Source organism: Nocardiopsis listeri NBRC 13360 (assembly GCF_001570765.1).
In the GTDB taxonomy this organism is placed as follows: domain Bacteria; phylum Actinomycetota; class Actinomycetes; order Streptosporangiales; family Streptosporangiaceae; genus Nocardiopsis; species Nocardiopsis listeri.
In genome coordinates this window covers 1-17,451 of record NZ_BCSH01000077.1, presented here as the reverse complement: position 1 = coordinate 17,451, position 17,451 = coordinate 1, and the positions used below count along the sequence as shown (strand labels likewise).

17 protein-coding genes are annotated in these 17,451 nt (G+C 70.6%); 10 read left to right on the top strand and 7 right to left on the bottom strand.

Going from position 1 to position 17,451, the window contains the following annotated elements; genetic code table 11:
• The 3 genes from NLI01S_RS21005 to NLI01S_RS20995 all read left to right on the top strand — a co-directional run bounded on the left by NLI01S_RS21005 (position 1) and on the right by NLI01S_RS20995 (position 4,517).
• On the top strand, positions 1 to 702 hold the full coding sequence (locus NLI01S_RS21005) for a DUF4383 domain-containing protein (protein WP_067607268.1): 702 nt from the start codon (positions 1 to 3) through the stop codon (positions 700 to 702).
• Positions 699 to 2,180 (top strand): SDR family oxidoreductase, encoded by a 1,482-nt coding sequence (locus NLI01S_RS21000; RefSeq protein ID WP_067607266.1) that lies wholly within the window; start codon positions 699 to 701, stop codon positions 2,178 to 2,180. Before NLI01S_RS21005 ends, NLI01S_RS21000 begins: the two co-directional genes overlap by 4 nt.
• 150 nt (positions 2,181 to 2,330) lie before the next feature.
• Positions 2,331 to 4,517, top strand: coding sequence for an MMPL family transporter (locus NLI01S_RS20995; RefSeq protein ID WP_067607264.1), 2,187 nt, complete (start codon positions 2,331 to 2,333; stop codon positions 4,515 to 4,517).
• Here NLI01S_RS20995 and NLI01S_RS20990 read toward each other — a convergent pair.
• Positions 4,487 to 5,272 carry an aminotransferase class IV gene (locus tag NLI01S_RS20990; RefSeq protein WP_067607302.1) on the bottom strand — a complete coding sequence of 262 codons (786 nt, stop codon included), beginning with the start codon at positions 5,270 to 5,272 and terminating at the stop codon, positions 4,487 to 4,489. The two genes, NLI01S_RS20995 and NLI01S_RS20990, sit on opposite strands and share 31 nt — an antisense overlap.
• A 52-nt stretch (positions 5,273 to 5,324) precedes the next feature.
• Positions 5,325 to 6,032, bottom strand: a complete 708-nt coding sequence (locus tag NLI01S_RS20985; protein WP_067607262.1) for a GntR family transcriptional regulator — start codon at positions 6,030 to 6,032, stop codon at positions 5,325 to 5,327.
• A 189-nt stretch (positions 6,033 to 6,221) separates the two neighbouring features.
• Here NLI01S_RS20985 and NLI01S_RS20980 point away from each other — a divergent pair, with 189 nt between their 5' ends.
• The 5 genes from NLI01S_RS20980 (at position 6,222) to NLI01S_RS20960 (ending at position 10,632) form a co-directional block, all read left to right on the top strand.
• Entirely contained in the window at positions 6,222 to 7,478 is a 1,257-nt protein-coding gene (locus NLI01S_RS20980; RefSeq protein ID WP_067607260.1) for an NRAMP family divalent metal transporter, read from the top strand.
• 41 nt (positions 7,479 to 7,519) lie between these two features.
• Positions 7,520 to 8,281, top strand: coding sequence for a LamB/YcsF family protein (locus NLI01S_RS20975; protein WP_067607258.1), 762 nt, complete (start codon positions 7,520 to 7,522; stop codon positions 8,279 to 8,281).
• Positions 8,282 to 8,345: 64 nt separating this feature from the next.
• Positions 8,346 to 8,957: a 5-oxoprolinase subunit B family protein gene (locus tag NLI01S_RS20970; protein WP_067607256.1), complete on the top strand. Its 612-nt coding sequence runs from the start codon at positions 8,346 to 8,348 to the stop codon at positions 8,955 to 8,957.
• Positions 8,954 to 9,814 (top strand): 5-oxoprolinase subunit C family protein, encoded by an 861-nt coding sequence (locus NLI01S_RS20965; RefSeq protein WP_067607253.1) that lies wholly within the window; start codon positions 8,954 to 8,956, stop codon positions 9,812 to 9,814. Before NLI01S_RS20970 ends, NLI01S_RS20965 begins: the two co-directional genes overlap by 4 nt.
• A gap of 5 nt (positions 9,815 to 9,819) precedes the next feature.
• A complete protein-coding gene (locus NLI01S_RS20960; protein WP_067607251.1) occupies positions 9,820 to 10,632 on the top strand; it encodes a putative hydro-lyase in 813 nt (270 codons plus the stop codon).
• A gap of 254 nt (positions 10,633 to 10,886) precedes the next feature.
• Here the strand turns inward: NLI01S_RS20960 and NLI01S_RS20955 are convergent, their stop codons facing one another.
• From NLI01S_RS20955 to NLI01S_RS20945, 3 genes are all read right to left on the bottom strand, one after another.
• Positions 10,887 to 11,540, bottom strand: coding sequence for a hypothetical protein (locus NLI01S_RS20955; RefSeq protein ID WP_067607249.1), 654 nt, complete (start codon positions 11,538 to 11,540; stop codon positions 10,887 to 10,889).
• Between the two features lie 126 nt (positions 11,541 to 11,666).
• The gene (locus NLI01S_RS20950; protein ID WP_067607246.1) at positions 11,667 to 12,347 is read right to left on the bottom strand and encodes an ABC transporter ATP-binding protein; all 681 of its coding nucleotides are present in this window, start codon (positions 12,345 to 12,347) and stop codon (positions 11,667 to 11,669) included.
• Positions 12,344 to 13,441, bottom strand: a complete 1,098-nt coding sequence (locus NLI01S_RS20945; protein WP_067607244.1) for an ABC transporter permease — start codon at positions 13,439 to 13,441, stop codon at positions 12,344 to 12,346. The genes NLI01S_RS20950 and NLI01S_RS20945 overlap by 4 nt, the downstream gene beginning before the upstream one ends.
• Positions 13,442 to 13,627: 186 nt before the next feature.
• On the opposite strand from NLI01S_RS20945, the gene NLI01S_RS20940 reads away from it, so the two are divergent.
• Both NLI01S_RS20940 and NLI01S_RS20935 read left to right on the top strand, forming a co-directional pair.
• Entirely contained in the window at positions 13,628 to 14,899 is a 1,272-nt protein-coding gene (locus NLI01S_RS20940; RefSeq protein WP_067607243.1) for a sensor histidine kinase, read from the top strand.
• Complete coding sequence (locus NLI01S_RS20935; protein WP_067607241.1) at positions 14,896 to 15,549, top strand: response regulator; 654 nt, start codon at positions 14,896 to 14,898, stop codon at positions 15,547 to 15,549. The genes NLI01S_RS20940 and NLI01S_RS20935 overlap by 4 nt, the downstream gene beginning before the upstream one ends.
• Here NLI01S_RS20935 and NLI01S_RS20930 read toward each other — a convergent pair.
• Entirely contained in the window at positions 15,533 to 16,180 is a 648-nt protein-coding gene (locus tag NLI01S_RS20930) for a hypothetical protein (protein ID WP_067607239.1), read from the bottom strand. The two genes, NLI01S_RS20935 and NLI01S_RS20930, sit on opposite strands and share 17 nt — an antisense overlap.
• Positions 16,181 to 16,227: 47 nt before the next feature.
• Positions 16,228 to 17,214 (bottom strand): arsenic resistance protein, encoded by a 987-nt coding sequence (locus NLI01S_RS20925; RefSeq protein WP_067607300.1) that lies wholly within the window; start codon positions 17,212 to 17,214, stop codon positions 16,228 to 16,230.
• Positions 17,215 to 17,451 lie beyond the last annotated feature (237 nt).

Below are 17,451 nucleotides of genomic sequence, written 5' to 3'. Positions count from 1 at the left end.
ATGCGACTGCACACCGAACGTCGGACGGATCGACGGCTCGATCTCGTCTACCGGATCGGCGCCGGGCTCACCGGACTGGTCCTGATCGGGTTCGGTATCGCGGGGCTGATGACCAGACTTCCACTGTTCGACACCCAGGGCGAGGTGATCGCCGGACTGTCCACCAACGGGGCGCTGAGCTTCATCTCGATCGCCATCGGCTCGTTGTTGGTGGGCGCGATGGTGTTGGGCGGAACCTTCGCCTCCACCGTGTGCATCGTGGTCGGTGTCGCGTTCGTCGCCAGTGGCCTCGTCAACCTCTTCCTGATGAGCACCGACTTCAACATCCTGGCGTTCTCGATGCCCAACGTCATCTTCAGCTTCGTGGTGGGTCTGCTGGTGATGACCTTCGGCATGTACGGCCGGTTCAGTGGCGGCCTGGACGAGGACAACCCCTTCCAGCGGCATCGGGAGGCCCGCCACGGGAATCGGGAGGCCCAGCGTCGGTACCGGGAGACGCACGACCAGAAACGGGTCCCGGCTCCGCGAGCCGAGGAGGAGGGCGCGTCGGCCCGGTCCGAGAACGGTGCGCCGCGTGCCAGGGAAGGCGACGGCCCCGTGTACCGGACCGGACACGAGGCCGGACGCCGGGGCGGGCCCGATGGCGCGAGCGCGCTGAGGTCACCCGGCCACCACCGCCGTAACCGCCCCGACGAAGAATGAGCACCGTGGTCGAGAGGGGGCGTCTGGCGCTGGTCACCGGCGCCAGCGGGTACATCGGTGGCCGGCTGGTCCCCGAACTGCTGGAGGCCGGGTACCGGGTGCGCTGCCTGGCTCGAAGCCCCGAGAAACTCCGTGACCACCCATGGCGGGAACGGGTCGAGGTGGCGCGCGGCGACGTGGTCTCGGGGGAGGGACTCGACGAGGCCCTGAACGGAGTCGACGTCGCCTACTACCTGGTGCACTCCATGGGCAAGGGAGGCGACTTCGAGAGCGTCGACGCGCAGGGGGCCCGCACCTTCGCCCGGGCGGCGGGGGAAGCGGGTGCCGGCAGGGTGGTCTACCTGGGCGGACTCGCCCCACGAGGACGGGAGTTGTCCGCGCACATGGCCTCGCGCAAGGAGGTCGCCGATCTCCTTCTGTCCGGACCGGTGCCCACCGTGGTGTTGCGCGCCGCGGTGATCCTCGGTTCGGGGTCGGCGTCCTTCGAGATGCTGCGACACCTCACCGAACGGTTGCCGGTCATGACCACGCCCCGGTGGGTGCACAGCCGGGTGCAGCCGATCGCCGTCCGCGACGTACTGCGGCTGTTGGTCCTGGCCGACACGCTGCCGGCCGACACCGACCGGGCCTTCGACATCGGTGGACCGGAGGTGCTCGACTACGCGGGAATGGTCGAGCGTTTCGCCGCCGAGGCGGGTCTGGCCCGTCGGCTGATCCTCCCGGTGCCCGTCCTGTCGCCCGGGCTTTCGAGTCTGTGGGTGGGTCTGATCACGCCGGTTCCGCCCGCCGTGGCGCGTCCCCTGGTGGAGTCGCTGCGCCATGACGCGGTGGTCGAACGGGACGAACTGTCGGACCTGGTGGACGACCACGAACGGATCGGGTTCGATCGCGCGGTGGCGTTGGCCTTGCGCAGGATCGACGAGGACAGGGTGGACACCCGCTGGTCGTCGGCGGCCTGGCCCAGCGCCCCCTCGGACCCGCTGCCCACCGATCCCGACTGGTCCGGGGGCAGCCTGTACACCGATCGCCGCGCCCGGGTCGTGGACGCTTCGGTCCAGGACGTGTGGCGGGTGATCGAGGGGATCGGAGGGGAGCGGGGTTGGTACTCGTGGCCGCTCGCCTGGGCGGCCCGGGGCTGGATCGACCTGGCCGTGGGCGGGGTGGGGCCGCGTCGCGGTCGCCGGGACCCTCGACGCCTGCGGGTGGGGGACTCACTGGACTTCTGGCGTGTGGAGGAGGTCGTCCCCGGCCGATTGCTGCGGTTGCGCGCGGAGATGCGGTTGCCCGGTCCGGCCTGGTTGGAACTGGGAGTGGCCCGGGCGCGGGGACGAACGGTGTATCACCAAAGGGCCCTCTTCCATCCCCGTGGGCTGCTGGGACACCTCTACTGGCAGGCGGTGAGGCCTTTCCACGGGGTGGTGTTCGGATCGATGGCCACCAACATCGCGGCCCGGGCCGAACGCGACCCCGTCGAGTAGGAGAGGAGCACACGGCGACCTCGACCGTCGTCGGGGTCGCGGTGAAGAGCACTGGTGAGGGTGCGGTAGCGTGATCCCAGAATTCGCTAGTAATCCGAGAAGCTCAGTTTGCTAGTCAAGATCTCCTTGATTGTGGAAGGACATCCGACCGTGAGCACACGACCGGAACAGTCGCCTCGGCGGTCACGTTGGTGGGTGGGGGCGGCACTCCTGGTCGCCCTGGTGTGGGTTCTCGGAGCGGGCCCGCTCGGAGCCTTCCTCGGCAAACTCGGGGAGGTCCAGACCAACGACCCGGCCGCCTTCCTTCCGGCCGGTGCCGAGTCCACCGAGGCCGACCGGCTCGCCGAGGACTTCGACCGCTCCGAGACCGTCCCGGCCATCGTCGTCATCTCCGGCGAGGACGACCTCGACGACGCCGACCTCGCCGACGCCACGGCCCTGGCCGAACGGATCGGCGAGGAGCCCTGGGTCTCCGGCCGGGTGATCGGGCCCGTCCCCGGAACGGAGGACGCCTCCGTCGCCCAACTCGTCGTCCTCATCGACAACACCCACGACACCCGCGACACGGTGGACGAGCTGCGCGCGCTGATCGCCGACGAACCCGTCGACGGACTCACCGTCCAGGTCACCGGGCCGGCCGGATACGCCGCCGACCTCGTCGCGGCCTTCGGTGGTATCGACTCCACCCTGCTGCTGGTCGCGGTCGCCGCCGTATTGGTCATCCTCATCGCGGTCTACCGCTCACCGCTGTTGCCGATCCTGGTCATCGTCGCCTCCCTGCTCGCCCTCGGACTGTCCGGCGCGCTGGTCTATTCGGCCGCCGACATCGGATCGGTCACCCTCAACGGCCAGAGCCAGGGCATCCTGTTCATCCTGGTGGTGGGCGCCTGCACCGACTACGCACTGTTGCTCGTGGCCCGCTACCGGGAGGAGCTCGCCACCACAGAGCGGGTCCCCACGGCCGTGCTCGCCGCCCTTCGTGGCGTCACCGGCCCCGTCCTGGCCTCCGGCGGCACCGTCATCCTCGGCCTGCTCTGCCTGCTGGCCGCCGACCTCAACTCCACCAGCAGTCTCGGACCCGTCGTCGCCATCGGCATCGTCGCCGCGATGCTCTCCGCGATGACCTTCCTGCCCGCCGCCCTGGCACTGTGCGGACGCGCCGCCTTCTGGCCCACCGCACCGAACCGGGTGGACCGGGAGGGACAGAGCATCGACCGGATCCTGGAACAGCACCCGTTCTGGGGACGGCTCGCACGCGGCGTCGCGGGGCGCCCGCGTATCTTCTGGCTCGCCACCACCGGCCTGCTGCTCGCCGCCGCGGTGTTCGCGCCCCAGTTCACCGCCGAGGGAACCGGCCAGGCCGACGTGTTCCGCACCGAGGTCGAGGCGGTCGAAGGACAGCACGTCCTCGACCGTGGCTTCGGCCCCGACTTCAGCGCCGCGCCCACCACGGTGATCGCCGACGCCGACCACCTGGAGGAGGTCGTGGCCGCCGCCGAGGAGACCCCGGGTGTGGAAAGCGCCGCGGCTGTGACCGAGCCGGGACCGCCCGGGGCGGAGGCCCCCGTCCTGGTGGAGAACGGACGTGTGCTGATCGAGGTCGACCTGGCCGTGGCCTCCGAGACCACCGCCGCACTCGACAAGGTCGGGGAACTGCGGGAGAACGTGCGCGAGGTATCGGGCGCCGAGGCCGTGGTCGGCGGCGTGGACGCCACCGCCCTCGACACCCGCGAGACCGCTCAGCGCGACTTCGTGGTCGTGGTCCCCTTGGTACTGGTCGTGGTGTTCCTGGTACTGATCCCGCTGCTGCGCTCCCTGGTGGCGCCGCTATTGCTCATGGCGGTCAACGTGCTCTCGTTCGCCACCGCGCTCGGTGTGGGCACCCTGGTGTTCGACCACGTCCTGAAGCTGCCCGGGGCCGACCCGGTGGTACCGCTGTTCGCGTTCGTGTTCCTGGTCGCGCTCGGCATCGACTACAGCATCTTCCTGATGTCCCGGGCCCGGGAGGAGACGCTCCGTCACGGACACAGGGAGGGCGTCCTGCGGGCCCTCACCGTCACCGGCGGTGTGATCACCTCCGCCGGCGTGGTGCTGGCGGCGACCTTCGCGGCGCTCGCGGTCATCCCGTTGCTGTTCCTGCTGCAGCTGGCGTTCCTGGTCGCCTTCGGTGTGCTGGTCGACGCCCTGCTCGTGCGCTCCGTGCTCATCCCGGCGCTCTCCCTGGACGTGGGGCCGCGCCTGTGGTGGCCCGGTCGCGCCGGACGCGGACCCGGGACCGAGAACGCCGAGGCCACCGAGAACGACGGTCAGAGGGGGTCGCCCGACAGTTCCCGGTAGGCGTGGGCGAGTCTGTCCAGCAGCCGGGGGCGGGGCAGGCGCACACCGTCCAACGCCGCCACGGGGCGCACCCCCGTGGCGGCGTTGGTGACGAACGCCCCCGCCATTCGGGTGGCCGCGACCGCCGCCAGTGGTCGGGTGGAGACCGGGACGCCCAGAGCCTCGGCGACCCGACTCACCAACTCCATGGTCACCCCGGGCAGGCAGGGGGCCTGGGGCCACACCAGCCCGGACCCGTCCAGGAAGCCGATGTTCCAGGTCGGCCCCTCCGAGATCCGACCGTCGATCCCGACGAAGAGCGCGTCGTCGAATCCGTCCAGCTGCGCGGCGCGACGCTGCCGGATCGACCCGAACAGCGAGGTGCTCTTCACCGTCGGACCGTCCCGCGAGTACGGCCGGACGCCCAGACGCACCGGTTCGGGTTCGCCGGTCGGCGCGGGCCGAGTGGAGACGAGGACCTGGGGCGGTGAGTGATCCGCCGGCCGGGCCAGGTCCAGGGCCGGATCGAACACGGTGACCCGCACGATCGAGGGGGAGGGACGGGCGCGCGCCGCGCGTCGGGCGAGTTCGCGCACGCGCGCGATGTCGAGGTCGGTACCGAAGAGGGCCTCGCAGTCGCGGCTCAACCGTTCGGTGTGCAGTCGCAGACCGCGTACGCGCAGATCCGTGACCAGCATGGTCGTGAACTGTCCGTAGCCCTGGAGGGCCAGGCCGGAGAGTTCCCCCGTGCCGACGGGACGTCCGTTCAGTTCCATCACGCGGCCCATTCTGACATTTCGGAACCCCCTGGGAGGAGAGTCGGTCGGCTCAGCCCCGGGTGGACCGTTCCATCCCGGAGAAGGCCGTGGCCAGCTGTTCCTCCGAGGTGGCCAGGTACTCCGCCAGTTCCTCGGCGGCGGCCTCCGTGTCTCCGGCCGTCAACGCCAGGTGGATCCGCCGGTTCCAGGGCAGGTAGGGGTCGTGGAACTCCCGGGGCGCGGCCATCACGTGGAATACCAGCCGCGTCTCGGCCAGGACCTGACGCATGAACTCGTTGACCCGGGCACTCTGGGACAGCGCCCCCAGGGCCTCGTGGAAGTGCATGTTGGCGCTGCCCATGCGCCACCAGTCGGACGCGGCGCGTGCCTGCTCACCCTCTTCGACGGCCGCGCCGACCGCCCTGATCAGGGGTTCCGGTGCTTGTGCGGCCCCGCGCACGGCGGGCAGTTCCAGGGCACGGCGGGCGTTGAACAGGTCCCGCACGTCCTCGCCGGTGGGGTGGGCCACGAACACGCCCCGATGCATGCGGTGCACCAGCAGACGCTCCCGGCTCAGCAACCGGAACGCCTCGCGCAACGTGTTCCGGGAGACCTGGTACTTGCGGCTGAGCTTCTCCTCGGACAGGCGCACGCCGGGTGCCAGTTCACCGTCGATGACGAAGGCGCGGAGCATGTCGGCGACGCGTTCGGCCTGGCTGGTGGCGTGCACCATCGCGGGTGTGGGCAGCCGGTCGATGTGGTCGTCGGTCGCCGTCACAGGTCGCCCTCCCGCTGTTCGTCCACGCCCGGTGAGGCGCGGTGGTGTCACCAATGTTACGTAGCGGGGCCGAGGAGTTTTTACCGGAGCGCCCCTTATCAGCGGGTCAACGATTGCAGTATTGTTCAACAATCCAACGATGATGTTGGCCACATCCCAGCTCCCTCAGCCACATCCGGAGAGTCACCCATGAGCGACCAGCCCCCGACGCCCCCACCCGTTCCGGTGCGTCCCCGCTTCGGTCGCGTGGCGCTGAGCAGCAGCCTGCTCGGCGCCATGTTCCTGATGGCCACCAGCGCCATCGGCCCCGGCTTCATCACCCAGACGACCACCTTCACCGCGCAGCTCGGCGCCGCGTTCGCCTTCGCGATCCTGATTTCGATCCTCGTGGACATCGCCGTCCAGCTGAACGTCTGGCGGGTCATCGGCGTCTCGAACATGCGGGCACAGGACCTGGCCAACAAGGTCCTCCCGGGCGCCGGTCACCTGCTCGCCTTCCTCATCGTCTTCGGCGGTCTGGTCTTCAACGTCGGGAACATCGCCGGCACCGGTCTCGGCCTCGACGCCATGATCGGGCTCGACCCCCGCATCGGCGCGGTCGTCTCCGCCGCCATCGGCGTCGTCATCCTGGCCAGTAACAAGCTCGGCCTGGCCCTGGACCGCGTCCTGGTGGTCCTCGGTCTGCTGATGATCGGTCTCACCCTGTACGTGGCCCTCGTCTCCGACCCACCGGTCGGCGAGGCACTGCGTCAGTCCGTCATGCCCGAGGCGGCCAGCGGGGACCTCTTCCTCGCCACCGTCACCATCATCGGCGGCACCGTCGGCGGCTACATCACCTACGCGGGCGCGCACCGCCTCATCGAGCGGGGCAAGGGCGGCCGGGAGAACATCGCCGCCATCACCCAGACCTCCGTCACCGGCATCATCGTCACCGGAATCATGCGCGTCCTCCTGTTCCTCGCGATCCTGGGCGTCGTCGCCGGTGGGGCCGACATCATGCAGGCCACCAACCCCTCTGCGGAAGCCTTCTACCAGGCGGCCGGTGAAGTGGGCATGCGCCTGTTCGGCATGATCATGTGGGCGGCCGCGGTCAGCTCCGTCATCGGCGCCTCCTACACCTCCATCTCCTTCGTCACGACGTTCTCGCCGTGGCTGGAGCGTCACAAGGGCAAGCTGGTCACCGCCTTCATCGGTGTCTCCCTGGTGATCTTCCTGGTCTCCGGCCAGGCCCCGAACACGCTGCTGGTCCTCGCCGGCGCCCTCAACGGCGTCATCCTGCCGGTCGGTCTCGGTCTGCTGCTGTGGGTGGCCTGGCGCCACTCGGCGACCCTGCTCGACGGCTACCGCTACCCGCGTTGGCTGCTGATCGTCGGCGTGCTCGCCTGGGCCCTCACCCTCTACATGGCGGTGAACTCGCTGGGCGGCATCGCCGCGCTCTGGCAGTAGGACCACCCGAATCGAGCAACAGGAACCGAAGGAGCACCGACTTGCGCATCGACCTCAACTCCGACCTCGGCGAGAGCTTCGGCCGCTGGGAACTCGGTGACGACAAGACCCTGTTGTCCATCGTCACCAGCGCCAACGTGGCCTGTGGTTTCCACGCGGGCGACCCCTCCACCCTGCGCCGTACCACCGCCGAGGCGGCGGCCCGCGGAGTGGCCGTCGGCGGCCACGTCGCCTACCGCGACCTCGCCGGATTCGGTCGCCGCTTCATGGAGGTTCCGCCCGCCGAACTCACCGACGAGGTGCTCTACCAGCTCGGCGCCCTGTCGGTCTTCGCCCGCCTGAGCGGGCAGGGCCTGCGGTACGTCAAGCCGCACGGTGCCCTGTACAACGCGATCGTCCACCACGAGCAACAGGCCGCCGCCGTCGTCGAGGCCGTCCACGCCTTCGACCCCGAGCTGCCGGTGCTGGGCCTGCCCGGCTCCCGATTCCTGGAGAAGGCGGAGAAGGCGGGCCTGCCCACCTACCGGGAAGCCTTCGCCGACCGTGCCTACACCACCGAGGGCACCCTCGTCCCGCGCCGCGAGGCCGGCTCCGTGCTGCACGACCCCGAGGCCATCGCCGCCCGCTGCCTGCGCATCGCCCGAGGCGAACCCATCACCGCCATCGACGGCACCGAGATCCTGGTCCAGGCCGACTCCCTGTGCGTGCACGGAGACAGCCCCGGCGCCGTGGACATCGCCCGAGCCGTCGCCGAACGACTGCGCTCCGAGGGGATCACCGTGGCCCCCTTCACCGCCGCCTGACCCGAACCACCACCAACCGGGGGCCGGACACACCCGCCCCGACAGGTCAGATTTGGAGCAGTCCTTGCGCGTCCTGAACTGCGCGGACACCGGGGTCCTGGTCGAGGTCGCCGACCTCGACCAGGTCATCGCCCTGGGCGCCGCCCTGGAAACGGCCCCGCTACCGGGCGTCACCGACGTCGTCCCCGCCGCACGCACGGTCCTGCTGCGATTGTCGCCCGGCACCGACCCCGCCGGGGTCGCCGCCGCCGTCACCCGGATCCCCTTGGCCGCCGACGTCACCCGGAGGACGGGGGAGACCGTCACCATCCCGGTGCACTACGACGGGGAGGACCTCGCCGACATCGCCGAACTCCTCGGATCGAGCCCGCGCGAGGTCGTACGCGCGCACACCGCAGCCACCTGGACCGTCGCCTTCTGCGGGTTCGCGCCCGGATTCGGCTACATGGTCGGCGACGACCCGCGGTTCCGGGTGCCTAGGCGCGCTGAGGCGCGCACACGGGTGCCCAAGGGATCGGTGGCGTTGGCCGGCGAGTTCACCGGCCTGTACCCGCGCAGCTCACCCGGTGGTTGGCAGCTCCTGGGCCACACCGACGTCGTCTCCTGGGACCTGGAACGCGACCCGCCGGGGCTGCTGCGTCCGGGAGTGCGCGTGCGCTTCGAGGAGGCCGCGTGAGCTCCCTGGAGGTCCTGGCCACCGGACCCATGAGCACCGTGCAGGACACCGGGCGCTTCGGCCACGCCGCCCTCGGGGTGGGCCGCTCGGGCGCCGCCGACGCGTGCTCCCACGCCCTGGCCAACCGCATCCTCGCGAACCCGCCGGAGGCCGCCACCCTGGAGGTCACCCTCGGCGGACTGCGGGTGCGCGCACGCGGACCGGTCACCGTCGCGGTGACCGGCGCCCCGACCCCGGTGCGGATCGACGGCCGGGGCGCCGCCCTCAACGAGGTCCTACACCTGCCCGACGGGGCCGAGCTCTCCCTCGGCGTCCCCGCCCGTGGTCTGCGTTCCTACCTGGCCGTACGCGGGGGCATCGACGTGCCGCCCGTGCTGGGGTCGCGCAGCACCGACGTGCTCGCCGGCCTCGGCCCGGCCCTGCCCGAACCGGGCGACCTGCTGCCCATCGGACCGGCTCCCCAGGCTCGGCCGCTCCTGGACCACGTGCCCACCGCCCCGGTCGGCGCCGACGAGGTATGCCTGCGGGTGCGCCTCGGCCCGCGCGAGGACTGGTTCACCGAACGGGCCCATCGCACACTGTTCGACGACCTCTTCGAGGTGACCCCGCGCAGCGACCGGGTGGGCGCCCGCCTGGCCGGTCCGGCATTGGAACGCTCCCGCGAGGGCGAACTGCCCAGTGAGGGCATGGTGCCCGGCTCCCTACAGGTGCCGACCCGGGGAGAACCCGTCCTGTTCCTGGCCGACCACCCCGTCACCGGTGGCTACCCGGTCATCGCCGTGGTGTGCGCGGCGGACCTGCCCGTAGCCGCCCAGGCCCGCCCCGGTACCCGCATCCGCTTCGTCCAATGGAGGTAGAACCCATGAGCCCCCAGACCGACTCCTCGACCTCCCCGTACTCTCCGGCGGACCTGTCACCCGCCCGGGCCCGGGAGCTGTTCCGCGCCGGGACACGCGTGCCCACCTGCGGCCACAGCCGCGGCTACGCACAGGCCAACCTGCTGTGCCTGCCGCGCGACCTGGCCTTCGACTTCCTGCTGTTCGCCCAGCGCAACCCCAAGTCCTGTCCGGTCCTGGACGTCACCGAACCCGGCGACGTGTCCGCCTCGGTGTTCGACGGCGACCTGCGCACCGACCTGCCCGCCTACCGGATCTACCGCGACGGCGAGTGCGTCGAGGAACGCGCCGAGGTCACCGACCTGTGGCGCGAAGACCTGGTGTCCTTCCTCATCGGATGCAGCTTCACGTTCGAGACCCCGCTGCTGGAGGCCGGTGTGCCGGTCCGCCACATCGAGGCGGGCACCAACGTCGCCATGTACGAGACCGACCGGCCGTGCCGCCCCGCCGGCCGGTTCTCCGGACCGCTCGTGGTCTCCATGCGCCCGATCCCCGCCCACCAGGTCGCCGCCGCGGTGCGGATCACCTCCCGCTACCCGGCCGTGCACGGTTCCCCCGTGCACGTGGGCGACCCGTCGGCCCTGGGCATCAAGGATCTGACCAGGCCGGACCACGGCGACCCGGTCGAGATCCGCGAGGGCGAGATCCCCGTCTTCTGGGCCTGTGGGGTCACCCCGCAGGCCGCGGTGATGGCCTCGGCCCCCGAGTTCGCCATCGGCCACGCACCGGGCCACATGGCCATCACCGACGTCCGGGACTCCACCTACCAGGTCCCCTGACCGATCGGTGACCTCAGGGGCACACGAAGTTGTTGTTCAACCAGGCCAGCAGCAAGATCAACAGCACGAGTATCACGACGTCGGCGAGTCGATCGGGCACTGTGCCTCCTTACGGGCCGGGGCCGACAAAGGACTGTTCTACCGGTCCCCGTCCGGCCCCGGAGGGCTTTGGCCGGCACCGGTCAACCGGGTGAATCCACCACGGTGACGGCCGCTGCCTGGCACAATGCCCGCCCCTCCGGGGCTCGCTCGGCTCAGCGTTCCTCGCCGGCGGGGGCGTCCGGGAACGATTCCCCGGAGTGGTCACGACCACCGAACAGCCGCGACCCACGCCCACGCGTCCCGCCGGCGCCGCTCGCGTCGTCCTCCGCCTGCCGCGCCACCGCCTCCCAAGCGCGACGCTCGACCGACCGCGCCTCCTGGAACAACTCCTCGGCGCGCACCCGTTCGTCCGCCTCGCGCCGGTCCACCCGCCAGGCGACCCGCACCCGCACCTCCAAGGTGTCGGTGTACGACGCCAAGGTCGCCGGGTCGACGTGCGTGAGCCCCACCTTCGCCAACACCACGTCCTCGTCATCGTCCCGACTCCCGGCCTCCGCGAGCACCGCGGTGGACACCCGCAGCAATGATCGGCGGCTCTCCCCGGAGAAGAAGTCGCCCAGCTCCACCATGAGCGTCCCGTCGTCCAACCGGCTCGCCGGAGGATCGCCCACCACCGACACCCGCTCCACGGACTCGCCGCCCCGGATCGTCATCGACCCGCTCCGATCCACCACCACCTCCAGGGTGGCCGGCGGGCGGGCACGACCGGGCGCGCGTTCGGGCGCCTCGACCTCCAAGAGGACGAGCACCGAGTCGGAGGTGTTGAGTGCGACGACGTCGCATTCCGGCCGAGCCGACATCTTCATGGACCGCTCCAGGGTTTTCGGCTGGGAACCAAGCCTAGGGAGACGGGCCGCGCGGCGAGGTGCGCCTCCATGTCCGAAAGCGGCCACGGAAGGCCATCACCGGCCCCACGGCCCATCGAGGGCCGTTCAGGCCCGGTCCAGCGCCGACAGCCGTCCGTCGCGCATCTCCAGCACCCGTCCGGCCGCGCCCAGGTGTTCGGTGTCGTGTGTGACCAGCAGGGTCGCCACCTCGAACTCTCGGGTCGCCTCCGCCACCAGGTCGATGATGGCCGCGCCCCGCTCCTGGTCCAGCGCCGCCGTGGGCTCGTCCACCAACAGCGCGCTCGGCCGTCCCGACAACGCACGGGCGATGTTCACGCGCTGACGCTCACCACCGGACAGTTGGTGTGGCCGACGATGTTCCTTACCGGCCAGACCCACGGCCGCCAGGGTCTCCATCGCCCGAGTCCGCGCGCGGTGCGGTGACCGGGCCCGCATGTGTTCGGTGACCAACAGCTGTTCCACCACGGTCAGCGACGAGATCAGGTTCGGCTGCTGGAACACGATGCCCACCCGTTCCAGCCGCAGCTCGGTCAGCTCACGGGGACGTAGCCCCAACGTGTCCACACCGCCCACGACCACCCGGCCCGAATCCGGCCGGATCAGGGTCGCGGCCACCGCCAACAGGCTCGACTTGCCCGAACCCGACGGGCCGACCACGGCGGTCAGCTCACCCGGGGCCACGTCGACCGACACCCGATCCAGGGCGGTCACCGTTCCCTCACCGTCGGGGTAGGTCAGGGTCACATCGTTCAGTTGCAGGCTCATCGGACGCCTCCCAAGGCGGTCAACGGGTCGACGGAGGTGATACGGCGCACGGCCAGGACCGCGCCGAGCATGCCCAGCACGACCATGGCGATCACCGGCCCGACCGTGGTGGTCACGGTCAGGGAGAACGGAAGTACCGAACCGGCCAGGGCGCCCAGGCCCACGCCCACGGCGCCACCGACGGCGGTGCCCACGGCCAGCACGATCAACGCCTGGGCCAGGGCGTCGCGCAGCAGGTAACGGGTGGACCCACCGAGCGCCTTGAGGATCGCGATGTCTCCGCCGCGCTGGATCGTCCACACGGTCAGGAACGCCCCGATCACCAGCGCGGAGATCGCGTACAGGAACCCCTGCATGGTGACCAGCGAACTGTTCTCCGAGGAGAACGAACCGATCGCGCGCAGGCTGTCCGACAGATCGGCGGTGATGGTGCCGGCCTCCGCGTCCGCCTGCTCGACCGCCTCGGTCAGGGACACCTCGGAGGCCACCACGTTGGCCACCGGCGCGTCCTCGCCCTCGGCGTGCCGCACCCGCGGGTCGATCCCCCGCCAGGTGTCGATGTCGGTCCACACCGCGGGGGTATGGCTGTAGGACTCGGTGGGGGCTACCCCGTCCACGGTCAACTCGGTCCCGCCCACGGTGACGGTGTCGCCCTCGACGACCCCGAAGTCCTCGGCGATCTCCTCGCTCACCACCAGGCCGTCCACACCGGTCGGGCCCTCGGGCGCCAGTCGGCCGTCGGCGGGCACACCGAACAGGGCCACGGCGGTGCCATCACCGTCGTCGAACTCGACCCGACTCTGGGTGATGCCCAACGGCTCCGCCCACTCCACCCCCTCGGTGTCGGACCAGGCGTCGAGTTGGGCCCGGGTGACGGTGCTGTCGGCGTAGGACTCCTCCGGTTCACCGTCCCCGGACGTGCCGAAGGAGACGTGGGTGGCGGGCAGGTTCTTGATCGCGGAGGTGGACTGGTCGGCCAACCCGGCGGTCAGCCCCGACAACAGGACGATCAACAGGGTGATCAGCGCGACGACGGAGCCCATCAGCGCGAACCGCCCCTTGGCGAAGCGGATGTCACGAAGGGCGACGAACACGGCGGCCCTCCTTTCCGAAAGAAACGGGCGGTGCGATGGGCACCGCCTTCGACGTACTTCCAGCCTCGCCCGGCACAAGATCATCGACATCGGGTGAACGGAGCGTCCTCGGGGGCGGCGAGGTGGAGCGAGAACTCCATCGAACGGTTGATGCCACCGCACACGCGCACGTCGTACGCTGCGGTGATGCGTTACAGCGGAGGGTGGGCGGCCGAACCGCCCGGGGTGACGACGGTGCTGCGGGTGCTGCGTCTGCTCCTGCACGCCTGCTTCCTGTTCCTGCTGGGGGTGGCCACCTCCCGCTACCTGGTCGGTGCGCTCGGGCCGGGTTCCCCGGCCACGGAACCCGCCCACCCGGAGTGGACCCGGTGGGCGGTGGTGTGCGGAGCGGTCCTGCTGGGCGCGGTCTACTGCTCCGGCGCGCTGGTGGCCCGGCACGACGTACACCGCACCCGATCACTGGCGTGGCTGGCCGCCGTCACCGTGTTGTGGGCCCTCCTGGCCTGGGCCGACCCCGACTTCGTGTGGCTGGCCTTCCCCCTGTACTTCCTGCACCTGAACCTGCTGCGCGGCGCGCACTCGGTGATCGCCGTCGTGGTCATCACCGCGACCGTGGTCCTCGGACAGGCCCTGCACACCGGTGACCTCACCGCCGGAATGGTCCTGGGCCCGGTGCTCGGTGCGGTGTTCGCGGTCGCGATCGCCGTCGGGTACATGGCCCTGCACCGCGAGAGCGAACGGCGCCGGGAACTCATCGAGACGCTCACCCGCACCCGCGACGAACTCGCCGAGTCCCAACGGCGCACCGGCGTGTTGGACGAGCGCGAACGTCTGGCCCGGGAGATCCACGACACCCTCGCCCAAGGCCTGTCCAGCATCGTCCTGTTGCTGCGCTCCGCGGAGAACGCCCTGCCCGAGGACCCCGGCCTGGCCGCCACCCGTATCGCCGAGGCCCGAGAGAGCGCGTCCACCAACCTCGCCGAGGCGCGCGGGTTCGTGCGAGACCTCGCACCGCCCTCCCTCACCGGGGCCGACCTCCCAGAAGCACTGCGCCGGCTCTGCGCCAAGGTCGCCCGCACCGACGGCATCGACTGTCGGCTGCGCACGGACGGCACCCCCACCGAACTACCCTCGGGTTACGAGGTGGCGTTGCTGCGCGCGGCCCAGGCCAGCCTCGCCAACGTCTCCGCGCACGCCCGCGCCACCACCGCCGTGGTCACCCTCGGCTACCTGGGGGAGGAGGTCACCCTGGACGTGTACGACGACGGGGTGGGTTTCGTGCCAGAGGAGATCCGGACCCGAGCCGACGGCAGCGGATACGGGATCACCGCGCTGCACGAACGCGTGGCCGCCCTGGGGGGTGGGCTGCACGTGGAGTCCGCGCACGGAGAGGGCACCGCCATCGCCGTCCGACTACCCCTGACCCGGAAGACGACTTCGTTGGAGGAGGGCCGGTGACCAGCGAGAAGGGCACGGCGCGCCTGCGCATTCTGCTGGTGGACGACCACCCCGTCGTACGCCACGGACTCAAGGCGATGTTCGCCGAACGCGCGGACATGGACGTGGTGGCCGAAGCCGCCGATGGTCGGGCGGCCCTGGACACCCTCCGATCCGGGACGGGTGTGGACGTCGTGCTGATGGACCTGCGAATGGGGGCCGGCATGGACGGGGTCACCGCCATCCGGGCCATCACGGCCCTGACCGACCCACCGCCCGTGCTGGTGTTGACCACCTACGACACCGACGCGGACATCCTCGCCGCGGTGGAGGCCGGCGCCACCGGATACATGCTCAAGGACGCTCCGCCCGACCAGCTGTGCGAGGCGGTGCACACCGCCGCACGCGGACAGACCGCGCTGGCCCCCGACGTCGCCGACCGCCTCATGGGCCGGCTGCGTTCACCGGTTCCAACTCTGAGCGGCCGCGAGCTGGAGATCCTCGGGTTGTTGGCCATGGGTCTGTCCAACCGTGCGATCTCCAAACGGCTGTTCATCAGCGAGGCGACGGTCAAGACCCACCTGGTGCACGTGTTCGAGAAGTTGGGTGTGGACAACCGGACCGCCGCGATCACCACCGCACTGCGCAGAGGCCTCATCCGCGTGGACTGAGCCTCGCCTTCGCCTTGGTGGTCTTGTCCGGGCGCAGGCCCAGTCGATTCAGCTCCAGTGCGGCCAAGCGGTCCACCGTCGCCGACTCGTCCTCTCGCCAGGCGCGGGCCGGGTCCTCGTGCACCTCCATGAGCCTGGTGGGGGAGGCCGAGGACAACGCTCGTAGTGCCAGCAACCTGGTGCGCGCCTCGGCGGACATCGCGCTCATCCGCCTGGTCGTGGTGGCGCGGTGGATCCAGCGAACGCGCGCGGGCAACCAGGTCGCCGCCAGCAGGAACAGTGGAATGACGGCGACCAGCATCGGCAGGGTGAACGCCAGCGAGGCCACCGACTCCTGGAAGGAGTCACCTGCGGCGGTCAGGGATTCGCCGCTCTCGCCGAGGTTGGTGAACGGCGTGGCCAGGGCGTCCCCGGCCAGCGGCACCTGCCCGACGTTCTCGGCGGCGGTGTTCATGTGCTCGGTGAACCCCTGGCCCGTGTCGGCCATCAGCTCGCCGGGTCGGTTCAGCGACAGGAGCAGGTCGCGTAGGGACAACGCGGCGGAGATCCACAAGAACACCCAGGTCAAGGCGGCCAGGTCGGAGACGAGTTGCAGACAGGCGCGGACGGGGGTGTCGGCGTACAGCTTCACGGGGGCTCCCGGGGGTCAGGGGCGGCCGGTCGTGGCCCACTCTCCCGTTACCCGTTTCGCCCCCGCCGCACGCAGAACCGCCGAGTGGTGTCGCGGACGCGCACGATCTGGCTGAGTACCGCCAGCACCGGCAACTCCAACAACGGGCCCACCACCAACGCCACCGCGATCAGCGGGCGGTCGGGGAACGCCGCCACCGCGATGGCCAGGGCCACCGGGGAGTTGCGCGCCACGGTCGTCATGGTGAGCGTGACCCTCTGATCGGCGGGGAGTCGGAGCAAGCGGCTCACCCCGACCGCCACCAGCGGCATCACCAGGAAGAATAGTGCCAAGGGGAGCATGAGGATCGCCAGGTCTCCCAGGTGCGCCACGACCGTGCGGGCCTGCCCGGCGAACATGGCGAACACCGCCACGTACAGCAGCGGTAGGACTGACGTCGAGGCCATCGAGACCAAACGCTCATCCCGCCACTGGTCGCCCTTCCAACGCAGGGCCGACCACCGGGCCACCACCGCCGTCACCAAAGGTACGACCAGAACCAGCAACACCGCCTCCACCAGGGTCGCGGAGTCGACCATCGCCGCCTCGCCGCCCAACAGCAGAATGTAGACGGGCAACAGCAAGAGCTGGAGCAGCAGGTTCACCGGTAGTACGGCGGACGCAACCCCCATGTGGCCCCGCGCCAGGCCCGTGAACACCAGGTACCAGTCGGTACAAGGGGTGACGAGCAGGAGGAGGAGACCGATCCGCAGGTCGGGGGAGTCGCCCAGCAGACCCGCCCCGAGCGCCCACGCGAACAGTGGGGTGAACACGAAGTTGAGCACGAGACCGGCGACCACCACCGTGCGCGCGCCGCGTACCTCGCGGACCTGGGCGGCGTCCACCTGAACGAACACCGCCACCAACATGAGCATCAGCGCCGGCAGCACGAGGAGGCCGGTGGCCTCGCCGATCGGCCAGAGCAGGCCCGCGCCCAGGCCGAGGGCGGCGGCGAGCGCGACGAATACGCTTTGGAACTTCTCGGACGTGGACACGGTCTGGTCGCCTGCGGCTTTCCGAACGAAGGTCGAATACCCGTTCACGCTAGCCGACCTCCGCAGTCGCGCCTCAGCGGATGTCTCGCGTCAGATCCTGGAACCCGGCTGAGCGGACCTCCATCAAAGCGGGCGAGCGCCGTTGCTCGGGCACGATGGCTTCCCGCTATTCCACAGGTGGGGGAGTTCGGGCTGGTGGTGTGCCTGGGGTCGTGATCCTTGGGGTTGTTGGGCGGG

Bases quoted from the DNA above. Each gene is read 5' to 3' on its own strand.
- NLI01S_RS20960 (WP_067607251.1), top strand. From the start codon at position 9,820: ATGAGCCCCCAGACCGACTCCTCGACCTCCCCGTACTCTCCGGCGGAC.
- NLI01S_RS20990 (WP_067607302.1), bottom strand. From the start codon at position 5,272: ATGGAACTGAACGGACGTCCCGTCGGCACGGGGGAACTCTCCGGCCTG.
- NLI01S_RS21005 (WP_067607268.1), top strand. From the start codon at position 1: ATGCGACTGCACACCGAACGTCGGACGGATCGACGGCTCGATCTCGTC.
- NLI01S_RS21000 (WP_067607266.1), top strand. From the start codon at position 699: ATGAGCACCGTGGTCGAGAGGGGGCGTCTGGCGCTGGTCACCGGCGCC.
- NLI01S_RS20940 (WP_067607243.1), top strand. From the start codon at position 13,628: ATGCGTTACAGCGGAGGGTGGGCGGCCGAACCGCCCGGGGTGACGACG.
- NLI01S_RS20950 (WP_067607246.1), bottom strand. From the start codon at position 12,347: ATGAGCCTGCAACTGAACGATGTGACCCTGACCTACCCCGACGGTGAG.
- NLI01S_RS20955 (WP_067607249.1), bottom strand. From the start codon at position 11,540: ATGAAGATGTCGGCTCGGCCGGAATGCGACGTCGTCGCACTCAACACC.
- NLI01S_RS20980 (WP_067607260.1), top strand. From the start codon at position 6,222: ATGAGCGACCAGCCCCCGACGCCCCCACCCGTTCCGGTGCGTCCCCGC.